Source organism: Lichenihabitans sp. Uapishka_5 (genome assembly GCF_033947565.1).
Taxonomy (GTDB): Bacteria; Pseudomonadota; Alphaproteobacteria; order Rhizobiales; family Beijerinckiaceae; genus Lichenihabitans.
This window is the reverse complement of the sequence record NZ_JARPVX010000011.1, coordinates 83,359-93,566: the sequence shown is the minus strand read 5'-3', so window position 1 is coordinate 93,566 and position 10,208 is coordinate 83,359. Positions and strand designations below refer to the sequence as shown.

Below are 10,208 nucleotides of genomic sequence, written 5' to 3'. Positions count from 1 at the left end.
GCAGCGCCGCCGTCGATGAACGCCTTATAGGATGCACGCGGATGAGAGGTCAACCAGGGAAATCCATAAACCGTCAGAAAAACGTCAGGGGATCGTCGCGGATGAAGGCAAACTGCTGAAACGATGGGCGAAAATTCAGTGAAATTGATTGCCCATCGGTCCATGATCCCCGGGACTAGGGCTTCAAACCTGTCGAACGCACCTGCTCGAGCCTGCTCGCCCCGGCCATAAACGATAGCCAGGCTCAGCTGAGAGCCTTAGAGGTCCAGAAACGCCAATTGGGCCGATACGATCGGGGCAGACGGCTCAACGTCGCGCCGTAATGGCACGCACGTCGCAGTGGACCGCACCTTGATCACGCTGCTTGGCTCTGATGCCGCCAGCGGCAGTTGCCGCGACACCGTTGGCGGCGTCAGGCTCTTGGGGTGATCGGCCTTAGGTGCCCGGACGATCGTCACGACCGCGCTGTCCTGCGGCTTGCGACGCGCCTTGGCCCGGTGATCCAGGCGTTCCATCGCCTTGTCGCGGGACTGCGCTTCCGGTGCTTTCGGATCGGCATTCAGCCATTTACCGCGCTTGATCACCTCATTGACGCGGCCCTGGTTGACGCCGAGCTTGAAGGCGATCTCCTGCTGGGTCATGCCGGTCGACGCATGCATCTCGACGATGGTGCGTGCCAATTCGGCCGTCATCTTACGTCCGACGACGCGTCGGGCCGGTGCGATCGATCGCTTGTCGCGATCGCGTTTCTTGATCTGCTCGAGGATCGCCAGGGCATTCACCATGCCGCTTTGACGAAGGGCCTCTTCGAATTCCTTGAGCGTCGCCATGATTGCCTGCCCAATGCTTGTCCAGTGTTTTTCGGAATCTAGGGATGCGGTCTCGACGGCGCAAGAACAAAAGGGAAACTCAGGCACGTCTCGGGCGACCACGCCCATTTTCTGCGCTTCAGGTCATGCGCGGCCTCCACTACACTCGACGCGGCGCAATCGGGAGGGCGCCGGCATGGGATATACGCAAACGGCGGGCGGCACGCTCTGGCGCTTCGATGACCTAAAATGCCTGATGGCAAAGGCTTCGCCCGAGCGCTCGGGCGACAGCCTCGCCGGGATCGCCGCAGCGAGCGGCGAGGAACGCGCCGTGGCGCGACTATGTCTGGCCAATGTGCCACTCCGCAGCTTCCTGACCGAAACGTTTATCCCCTATGAGGCCGACGAGGTGACGCGCCTCATCCTCGACGGGCATGACGCGTCCGCCTTCCACCCCATCGCGCACCTGACTGTCGGAGAATTTCGCGACTGGCTGCTGTCCGACGCTGCCACGCCGCACGCGTTGCAAAATCTTGCCCCGGGGCTGACACCCGAGATGGTGGCTGCCGTCTCCAAGATCATGCGCAACCAGGACCTGATCGCGGTGGCCCGCAAGGTGGAGGTGGTGACGCGCTTCCGTAACACGATCGGGCTGCGCAGGACGATGGCGACACGGCTGCAACCGAACCACCCCACCGACGATGCCAGAGGTATCGCGGCGTCTGTGATCGACGGACTATCATTAGGCAGCGGCGATGCCGTGATCGGCATCAACCCGGCTTCCGATAATGTTGCAGTGCTGGGCGATCTGTGCCGACTGCTCGACGAGATCATCACCCGCCTCGCCATCCCGACCCAGGCCTGCGTGCTGACCCATGTCACCACCTCGGTGCAATTGATCGAACGTGGCGTGCCGGTGGACCTCGTGTTTCAGTCGATCGCCGGCACGCAATCGGCCAATGAATCGTTTGGCGTGAACCTCGGCATCTTGCGCGAGGGCCTCGAAGCCGGCCGCAGCCTGAAGCGAGGCAGCCTTGGCGATAACGTCATGTATTTCGAAACCGGCCAGGGCTCGGCGCTTTCGGCCGACGCGCATGGCGGCGTCGACCAGCAGACCTGCGAGGCGCGCGCCTATGCGGTGGCCCGCGCCTTCGAGCCGCTGCTGGTCAACACGGTGGTGGGGTTCATCGGCCCGGAATATCTGTACGACGGCAAGCAGATCATCCGGGCCGGCCTCGAGGACCATTTCTGCGGCAAGCTGATGGGGCTGCCGCTCGGCTGCGACATCTGCCACACCAATCACGCGGAAGCCGATCAGGACGACATGGACACGCTGCTGACCTTGCTGGGCACGGCGGGCGTGTCGTTCATCATGGGCATCCCGGGCAGCGACGACGTCATGCTGAACTACCAGTCGACCTCCTTCCACGACGCACTGTTCCTGCGCGAGGTGCTGGGGCTGCGACGGGCGCCGGAATTCGAGCAATGGCTGCATCGCACCGGCCTGAGCGACGCGACGGGACGCTTGTCGCCCCCGGCGGACGCAACGCATCTCCTCGGCGCCATGCCCCGGCCCCGCGCCGCATGAGCGACGACCTCGACGTCCCCGCCGGGGGAGACGCCTGGAACGCCTTGCGCAGCCTGACGCCCGCCCGCGTGGCGCTCGGCCGCACGGGCGCCTCGCTGCCGACCCAAGAAGTGCTGCGCTTCGGCCATGCCCATGCCCTGGCCCGCGATGCCGTTCATGCGGTGCTGGATCGCAGCCTCGTCGAAGCCGCCATCGCCCGGCTCGGACATACGAGTGTCGCGGTCAACAGCGCGGCCGGCGATCGCGCCACCTACCTGCGGCGCCCGGACCTGGGGCGCCGGCTCGGCGCCGGCGAAACCGAACGGCTCGTCGCGATGACGGACGCGCACGGATGCGACCTCGCGGTCGTGGTTGCGGATGGCCTGTCGGCCACCGCCATCCACACCCAGGTGGAGCCGCTGCTGGCGGCGCTGCTGCCGCAGGTGGTTCGACGCGGTTTGCGCCTGGCGCCTTTGACGATCGCGACCCAGGCCCGCGTGGCGCTCGGGGACGCGGTCGGCGGCGCCCTCGAGGCTCGGCTGGCCCTGGTGTTGATCGGCGAGCGACCGGGCTTGTCGTCGCCGGATTCGCTTGGCGCCTATCTGACCTATGAGCCACGACCGGGGCGGCGCGACAACGAACGCAATTGCATCTCGAACATCCGGGCCGCCGGCCTGTCGCCCGCGCGGGCCGCCGAGGCGATCCTCTGGCTGATGGGAGAGGCGCTGCGCCGCGGCGAGACGGGGGTTGCGCTGAAGGACGAGAGCCGGGATATCGAGGTTCTGCCGCCGGGCGGGGTCCGCGCCCTGCCCTGACGTCGCGGCACCCGGACCCGACATGACGCTCGAATTGACCCTGCTGGCCTGGACCCTGGTGCTGGCCATCGTGCAGATCCTGCTGCCTTCGCACTTGCGCACGCAGGAAACCGGCGTCGCCTACAACACCGGCGCTCGTGATGGCGACGGACCGCCGATGCGTCCGGTCACGGCCCGCTTGAAGCGGGCGCAACAGAACTTGTTTGAAACATTGCCGCTCTTCGCCGCTGCGGTTCTGATCGCCCACGTGGCGGGGCGCGACGGCACGCTGACGGCCTGGGGTTGCTGGCTCTACCTGGTGGCTCGCATCGTCTACGTGCCGCTTTATGCGGCCGGCATCCCCTATTTGCGATCGCTGTGCTGGCTCGTGTCACTGGTCGGCTTGGCGCTGATGCTGGTTGCCGTGCTGCATCCGGCCTGATCTCAGGCCACCAGGCGGGGCGCCTCCTGGAGGGCCGGCGCGAGCTGGCTGACGATTTCGTAGGAGCGCAGCCGCGCCGTGTGATCGTGAATAGCCGACACCACCATCAGTTCGTCGACGCCGGTCTGGGCCGCGAAATCCTGCAGGCCGCGGCGCACCGTCTCTGGCGAGCCGACTACCGAATAATGCAGCATGCGTGATGCCTGCTGCTTTTCGATCGGCATCCAATAGCTCTCGATATCGGCAATGGGGCATTGCAGCTTGCCACGCGTGCCGCGCACCATATTGGCGAATTGCTGCTGCACCGAGGTGAACAACCGCACCGCCTCCGCGTCCGTGTCGGCCGCAATGACGTTGATGCCCGCCATCGCGTGCGGCCGCGCCAATTGCTCGGAAGGCTCGAACCGGGCCCGATAGGCTTGCAGGGCGGGCAGCAGCGCCTCGGGCGCGAAATGCGACGCAAAGGTGTAGGGCAAGCCGAGCATCCCGGCCAATTGTGCCCCAAACAAGCTCGACCCGAGAATCCATAACGGCACCTCGGTGCCGGCGCCCGGCACCGCCTGGATGGCCTGCCCGTCCTGGGCCGGCGCCAATAGTGCCTGCAATTCGAGGACATCCTGGGGGAAACTGTCGGAGGCGGCGGGGTCGCGACGCAAGGCCCGCAGGGTGCGTTGGTCGGTGCCGGGAGCGCGTCCGAGGCCCAGATCGATGCGGCCGGGATATAACGACGCCAAAGTCCCGAATTGCTCGGCGATCACTAAGGGCGAATGGTTCGGCAACATAATGCCCCCGGACCCGACCCGGATGCGGGATGTCCCGCCTGCCAGGAACCCGACCACCACCGACGTAGCGGCGCTGGCGATGCCGATCATGTTGTGATGCTCGGCCACCCAGAAACGCTGGTAGCCCCAGCGTTCCGCATGTTGGGCCAGATCGAGGGAGTTGCGCAGGGCATCCCCAGGGCCGAAGCCCTCGGGCACGGGGGCGAGATCGAGGATCGACAGCGCGGGCATGGACGACTCCTTAACCCTCAGACCGGGGACCGGCTTCTGAGGTCCTACATCGCCCTTACCTCAGCGTTGTGCAAGCCCAGCCGTCCGGGCGCAGCGTTTGAAACGCCGCGCCACTAGAGGCTGTCAGGGCCAAATGGGAACCATTTGGCCCGATCGGGCAGCCGACCGAGAAGGGATGCTAGAAGTAGTCTGGTTGAGCAAGAACCAGACTACTTCAAAGGCTCAATTCGTGGTTTCAACGCTGTCGCAACGCTGCGATCCGTCGGCCGCAGTCACGCAGGTCGAGCGGCGCGTCGTGGTCGGCGGAACCGGCTCGACCGCCGGAGCCCCTACGATGGCACCGGTGACGCCCGCGGCCGTGCCAACGGCGGCACCTGTGACGCCACCGACCAGTGCCCCAACCGCCCCGCCGGCCGCAGCCCCGTCGGCCGCCCCTACGGCTGCCGCGTTCTGCGCGAAGGTGGGGGTCGACAAGGCAACCAGCAGGCCGCCCAGCATCAGGGCCTTGTTGAAAATCATGGTCAGTTCTCCCGGTATGTTGCGGTCGAACGTCGCAGGCGGCGGTAAGGTTCCGAGGAAGACGAGTTGCCCGACGCCGTTGGTCGTCTAACCATTGGTAAATTAACCTTTAATCCAGCCACTGCTTGCGCCAATTAAAACGAGGGGCTCAATGCTGCGCCAGATCGGCACCGTAGTGGATGTAATTCGTTCAATGCGTATTAATCTTTTAGCAGGCATTTCTCTGGCCGCGGCCACGACGTTCACCTCGGCTCAGGCGCTGACCATCACCTCTACGGGGTCGACCACCGCCAGCATCTTCAGCCGCGATGCGATCGCGCAATTCGAGCGCAACGGCTACACGACCGACGTGATCCGTACGGATGACGGCGATCTCGGCTCGCATGCTGCAACACAAGCGAGCCCGATCGTCGATTCCACCGCAGCGGTCACCACAGTCGCTCCTCAATCCGACGGACAGTCGGAGACTTCGACGCCTTCGTCGCGAAGTCTTGCGGTCGCGCTGCAATCGTCTTCGCTTGGCTCGGATTCGAATGGCCCTTCCACCTTGGTGACAGGCGGCAACGGCGGCCAAGGATCGACGACCGTCGGGACCGTGCCGCTTCCGCCGAGCCTGCCCTTGTTCGGCGCTGCGTTGCTGGTCGTCGCAGCGCTTGGCCGTAGCCGTCGCAAGCGGACAGCGTGATCGCATGGCCGGTCAGCGCACCGCGGTGCCCGGCCGGCCTCGATCGAATTCCGTTCAGGCGGCGCCGGGTGCCGGGAAGCCGCCGTTCAGGGCGATGCTGCTGATTGCGTTGCGATTGCTCGGTTGCTCGCGCGCCTGCAAGGCGTCGGGCAAGCTCGACCTCTCGCCGATACGGCCCACCGCGAAGGCGGCTTCGACCCGGTGACCAACCGGCACGTTGAGCTCCGCGAAAGCGCGCTCCATGTCCAAGCCCACCATACCATGGCTGTGATAGCCGAGCTTCGTGCCCTGCAACACGAATTGGGCGGTCGCCATGCCGGTGTCGAAGGAATGGCTGTGCGAGGGCACCGGCTTGTCCCTGCCGGGCGGCACCATCAACGAGTTCGACACCACGATGACGACGGCCGCCGCGTGTTCGGCCCAGCTAAGGTTGAACGGCACCAGCAGGTCCAGGAATTTCGGCCAGGCCTCCGTGTCGCGCAGCGCGTAAAGGAAGCTCCAAGGCTGTGAATTATAGGCCGAGGCAGCCCAGCGGGCGGCTTCGATCATCGACAGAAGGTCCGTTTCGGGCATGGCGGCGCCCGAAAAGGCTCGGGGCGACCATCGCTCCAGGAACAGCGGATCGACCGGATAATCTGACGTGCGGTGATTGGCTGTGGTCATGCCGGGTCCTTTCGGGGCGGGTGCTGCAGGGTGATTGGCTTAGCGGGATGCGGCGTCCGCGTCACGGGGCGGCCCCCACCCCCATCCGCAAGAACCCGACATGGATCGGGCCGCGGGCCAGACGGGCTAGATCGCCACGCCGGCGTGGCGGCAAGCCGACGTCAAGGTGTTGAGCATCAACAACGCAATCGTCATCGGCCCGACGCCGCCCGGCACGGGGGTGATCGCGGCCGCATGGGCCGCCACCTCGTCGAAGGCCACATCGCCCACGAGCCGGCCCTTGGCCTCGCCCGGGGCGGCCGGCAGGCGATTGATGCCGACATCCACCACCACGGCGCCCGGCTTCACCCAGTCGCCGCGAATCAGCTCGGGACGACCGACGGCCGCCACCAGGATGTCGGCGCCGCGGCACACGGCCGGCAGGTCCGCGGTGCGCGAATGGGCGATCGTCACAGTGCAGTCGGCCGCGAGCAGCAGGCTTGCCATCGGCTTGCCGACGATATTGGACCGCCCCACCACGACGGCGTTCTTCCCCGCGAGCGCCTCGCCCAGCACTTCGCGGATGAGGATCATGGCACCGGCCGGCGTGCACGGCACGAAGGCCTCGTGGGCTGCCCCGGAGGCGATGCGGCCGGCATTGATGTCGTGGAAGCCGTCGACATCCTTTGCCGGATCGATGGCCCGGATCACCGCATTGGCGGCGATCTGCTTCGGCAGCGGCAGCTGCACCAGGATGCCGTGGATGGCGGGGTCGGCGTTGAGCTTCGCCACCAGGGCCAGAAGCTGAACCTCGCTGGTGTCGGGCCCGAGCGTATGTTGCACCGAATGAAAGCCGCAACGCTCGGCCGTCCGGCTCTTGTTCGCGACATAAACCTGGCTGGCCGGATCGTCGCCGACGATCACCACCGCAAGACCGGGGCGCACCTGCTTGGTCTCGAGGAGCAGCGCCGCGTCGGTGGCGATGCGGGCGATCAGCGCCGCCGCGCTCGCCTTGCCGTCGATCAATTGCGCGGTCATTGGGCCTCCCTGATGCGATGCCGCGAGGTGAACGCCATCCCGACCCGGGCGGCAAGCTCGAATCCGCAGCAAACTGTCCTCGATTTGCGCGGTCGGCTCGCGCCGTCACCCTTGCGCGCCTCCAGCGGGCTCTTGTAAGGCGGGACGTATCCGTCCTCCGTCCCGAGAACCGCCGCGATGCCCGCCCCCGACAAAGCCATCAAGAAAGTCGTCCTGGCCTATTCGGGCGGCCTCGACACCTCGATCATCCTGAAGTGGCTGCAAACCACCTATGGCTGCGAGGTCGTCACCTTCACGGCCGACCTCGGCCAGGGCGAGGAGCTGGAGCCGGCCCGCAAGAAGGCGGAATTACTCGGCATCAAGCCCGAAAACATCTTCATCGAGGATCTGCGCGAAGAATTCGTGCGCGACTATGTGTTCCCGATGTTCCGCGCCAACGCCCAATACGAGGGGCTCTACCTGCTCGGCACCTCGATCGCCCGCCCGCTGATCGCCAAGAAGCAGATCGAGATCGCCCGCCAGCTCGGAGCCGATGCGGTCTGTCATGGCGCCACCGGCAAGGGCAACGACCAGGTGCGGTTCGAGCTCAGCTATTACGCGCTCGAGCCCGACATCAAGGTGATCGCGCCCTGGCGCGAATGGGACCTGACCTCCCGCACCCAGCTGCTCGAATTCGCCGAAAAGAACCAGATCCCGATCGCCAAGGACAAGCGCGGCGAGGCGCCCTTCTCGGTTGACGCCAACCTGCTACACGCGTCCTCGGAGGGCAAGGTGCTGGAAGACCCGGCCGAAGAGGTGCCGGATTACGTGTATTCCCGCACGCTCAGCCCGGAACAGGCCCCCGACACGCCGACGATCATCACGGTCGGGTTCGAGCGCGGCGACGCGGTGTCGATCGACGGCGAGGCTCTGTCACCCGCGACGCTGCTGGCCAAGCTGAACGAGCTCGGCCGGGCCAACGGCATCGGCCGGCTCGACCTTGTCGAGAACCGCTTCGTCGGCATGAAGTCGCGCGGCATGTATGAGACGCCCGGCGGCACGATCCTCTACTTCGCCCATCGCGGCATCGAGCAGATCACGCTCGACCGTGGCGCCGGGCACCTGAAGGACGAGCTGATGCCGAAATATGCGGAGCTCATCTACAACGGCTTCTGGTTCTCGCCCGAGCGCGAGATGCTGCAGGCACTGATCGACAAGAGCCAGGAGCATGTCACCGGCACGGTGCGGCTGAAGCTCTACAAGGGCTCGGCCTGGGTGATCGGGCGCGAAAGCCCCAACTCGCTGTATGACCAGGACCTCGTCACCTTCGAGGAAGGCGCCGTCGCCTACGACCACCGCGACGCCGCCGGCTTCATCAAGCTCAACGCGCTGCGGCTGCGCACGCTCGCCAAGCGCGACCAGCGGGCCAAGAAATAGACCTTGCCGCTACCAACAGCGGCTGGCTCCATGCCGGCCGCTGTTGGTAGCGTTGCCGCAAAGGCAACGGGCACGCCCGCTCATGCGTTGGACAGCACCACGCCGTTCGATCCGGCGGCCCTTCAAGGAATGCCATGAGCTACGAACCCGCCGCCGCCCGCTACGAAACCATGCCTTACCGCCGCTGCGGCCGGAGCGGCTTGAAGCTGCCCGCAGTCTCGTTCGGCCTTTGGCACAATTTCGGCGAAGACGCTTCGCCAGGCAGCATGAAGAAGATGTGCCGCACGGCCTTTGACCTCGGCATCACGCATTTCGACCTCGCCAACAACTACGGCCCGCCGCCCGGCTCGGCAGAGGTGCATTTCGGCGAGATCCTCCAAAAGGATTTCAAGCACCATCGCGACGAGCTCATCATCTCGTCCAAGGCCGGCTATGACATGTGGCCCGGCCCTTATGGCGAATGGGGCAGCCGCAAATACCTGATGGCCAGCCTCGACCAGAGCCTCCACCGCATGGGGCTCGACTATGTCGACATCTTCTATTCGCACCGTTTCGACCCCGAGACGCCGCTCGAGGAGACCATGGGCGCGCTCGACGCGATCGTGCGGCAGGGCAAGGCGCTCTATGTCGGCATCTCGTCCTACAACTCGCAGCGGACCCGCGAGGCCGCCGCCATCCTGAAGCGCCTCGGCACGCCTTGCCTGATCCACCAGCCGAGCTATTCGCTGCTCAACCGCTGGGTCGAGGACGACGGCTTGCTGGATACGCTCGACCAGGAAGGCATCGGCTCGATCGTGTTCTCGCCCCTGGCTCAGGGCATGCTCAGCGATCGCTATCTGTCGGGCGAGGTGCCGAAGGACAGCCGCGCCGCCGAAGGTCGCTTCCTGAAACCCGCGATGATCTCGGAAGACAACCTGCGCCGCATCCGCGGCCTGAACGACATCGCGCAGGGGCGCGGCCAGACGCTCGCCCAGATGGCCATCGCCTGGGTGTTGCGCGGCGGCCGCGTCACCTCGGCGCTCATCGGCGCGAGCCGGCCCGAGCAGATCGTCGATTGCGCCGGGGCCGTGAAGAACCTCGAGTTTTCCGAGCAGGAGTTACGCGCCATCGACGGCTTCGCTCAGGAAGGCAAGATCAACCTGTGGGCGAAATCGGCCGAGCTGAAGGACTGAGCCCATCCAGGGCGAAGGGGTCCGCCCTTCGCCCGATGCCCCGCAAGCCCGGCGCAAGTCGGCTGTGATCGGATGCGGCACGAAGTCCGAAACTCGCGCCGCTGTCCGAGG

The 10,208-nt window shown here is 65.9% G+C and carries 10 protein-coding genes and 1 pseudogene; 6 read left to right on the top strand and 5 right to left on the bottom strand.

Features of this window, described 5'->3' with window-relative positions:
* Positions 1 to 473: 473 nt before the first annotated feature.
* Positions 474 to 830, bottom strand: a pseudogene (locus tag P7D22_RS07195) (RNA polymerase subunit sigma-70); the annotation flags it as partial.
* Between the two features lie 175 nt (positions 831 to 1,005).
* Here P7D22_RS07195 and P7D22_RS07190 point away from each other — a divergent pair.
* From P7D22_RS07190 to P7D22_RS07180, 3 genes are read left to right on the top strand one after another with little or no spacing between them, the layout of a single operon-like run.
* Entirely contained in the window at positions 1,006 to 2,397 is a 1,392-nt protein-coding gene (locus P7D22_RS07190) for an ethanolamine ammonia-lyase subunit EutB (RefSeq protein ID WP_319933542.1), read from the top strand.
* On the top strand, positions 2,394 to 3,191 hold the full coding sequence (gene eutC / locus P7D22_RS07185; protein WP_319933541.1) for an ethanolamine ammonia-lyase subunit EutC: 798 nt from the start codon (positions 2,394 to 2,396) through the stop codon (positions 3,189 to 3,191). The genes P7D22_RS07190 and eutC overlap by 4 nt, the downstream gene beginning before the upstream one ends.
* A 22-nt stretch (positions 3,192 to 3,213) precedes the next feature.
* Positions 3,214 to 3,612: an MAPEG family protein gene (locus P7D22_RS07180; protein WP_319933540.1), complete on the top strand. Its 399-nt coding sequence runs from the start codon at positions 3,214 to 3,216 to the stop codon at positions 3,610 to 3,612.
* 2 nt (positions 3,613 to 3,614) lie between these two features.
* Here P7D22_RS07180 and P7D22_RS07175 read toward each other — a convergent pair whose 3' ends face one another.
* Positions 3,615 to 4,625: an LLM class flavin-dependent oxidoreductase gene (locus P7D22_RS07175; RefSeq protein WP_319933539.1), complete on the bottom strand. Its 1,011-nt coding sequence runs from the start codon at positions 4,623 to 4,625 to the stop codon at positions 3,615 to 3,617.
* 222 nt (positions 4,626 to 4,847) lie between these two features.
* The gene (locus tag P7D22_RS07170) at positions 4,848 to 5,144 is read right to left on the bottom strand and encodes a hypothetical protein (protein ID WP_319933538.1); all 297 of its coding nucleotides are present in this window, start codon (positions 5,142 to 5,144) and stop codon (positions 4,848 to 4,850) included.
* A 151-nt stretch (positions 5,145 to 5,295) separates the two neighbouring features.
* Between P7D22_RS07170 and P7D22_RS07165 the strand changes: the two genes are divergently transcribed.
* A complete protein-coding gene (locus P7D22_RS07165; RefSeq protein WP_319933537.1) occupies positions 5,296 to 5,829 on the top strand; it encodes a hypothetical protein in 534 nt (177 codons plus the stop codon).
* 54 nt (positions 5,830 to 5,883) lie between these two features.
* On the opposite strand, the gene P7D22_RS07160 is transcribed toward P7D22_RS07165, so the two are convergent.
* Both P7D22_RS07160 and folD read right to left on the bottom strand, forming a co-directional pair.
* Positions 5,884 to 6,492 (bottom strand): nitroreductase family protein, encoded by a 609-nt coding sequence (locus P7D22_RS07160; RefSeq protein ID WP_319933536.1) that lies wholly within the window; start codon positions 6,490 to 6,492, stop codon positions 5,884 to 5,886.
* A 126-nt stretch (positions 6,493 to 6,618) separates the two neighbouring features.
* Entirely contained in the window at positions 6,619 to 7,509 is an 891-nt protein-coding gene (gene folD / locus P7D22_RS07155) for a bifunctional methylenetetrahydrofolate dehydrogenase/methenyltetrahydrofolate cyclohydrolase FolD (protein ID WP_319933535.1), read from the bottom strand.
* 177 nt (positions 7,510 to 7,686) lie between these two features.
* Between folD and P7D22_RS07150 the strand changes: the two genes are divergently transcribed.
* On the top strand, positions 7,687 to 8,925 hold the full coding sequence (locus P7D22_RS07150) for an argininosuccinate synthase (protein ID WP_319933534.1): 1,239 nt from the start codon (positions 7,687 to 7,689) through the stop codon (positions 8,923 to 8,925).
* 134 nt (positions 8,926 to 9,059) lie between these two features.
* A complete protein-coding gene (gene mgrA / locus P7D22_RS07145; RefSeq protein ID WP_319933533.1) occupies positions 9,060 to 10,097 on the top strand; it encodes an L-glyceraldehyde 3-phosphate reductase in 1,038 nt (345 codons plus the stop codon).
* Positions 10,098 to 10,208: the final 111 nt, after the last annotated feature.

Bases quoted from the DNA above. Each gene is read 5' to 3' on its own strand.
- folD (WP_319933535.1), bottom strand. From the start codon at position 7,509: ATGACCGCGCAATTGATCGACGGCAAGGCGAGCGCGGCGGCGCTGATC.
- P7D22_RS07165 (WP_319933537.1), top strand. From the start codon at position 5,296: ATGCTGCGCCAGATCGGCACCGTAGTGGATGTAATTCGTTCAATGCGT.
- P7D22_RS07170 (WP_319933538.1), bottom strand. From the start codon at position 5,144: ATGATTTTCAACAAGGCCCTGATGCTGGGCGGCCTGCTGGTTGCCTTG.
- eutC (WP_319933541.1), top strand. From the start codon at position 2,394: ATGAGCGACGACCTCGACGTCCCCGCCGGGGGAGACGCCTGGAACGCC.
- P7D22_RS07190 (WP_319933542.1), top strand. From the start codon at position 1,006: ATGGGATATACGCAAACGGCGGGCGGCACGCTCTGGCGCTTCGATGAC.
- P7D22_RS07180 (WP_319933540.1), top strand. From the start codon at position 3,214: ATGACGCTCGAATTGACCCTGCTGGCCTGGACCCTGGTGCTGGCCATC.
- P7D22_RS07150 (WP_319933534.1), top strand. From the start codon at position 7,687: ATGCCCGCCCCCGACAAAGCCATCAAGAAAGTCGTCCTGGCCTATTCG.
- P7D22_RS07160 (WP_319933536.1), bottom strand. From the start codon at position 6,492: ATGACCACAGCCAATCACCGCACGTCAGATTATCCGGTCGATCCGCTG.
- mgrA (WP_319933533.1), top strand. From the start codon at position 9,060: ATGAGCTACGAACCCGCCGCCGCCCGCTACGAAACCATGCCTTACCGC.
- P7D22_RS07175 (WP_319933539.1), bottom strand. From the start codon at position 4,625: ATGCCCGCGCTGTCGATCCTCGATCTCGCCCCCGTGCCCGAGGGCTTC.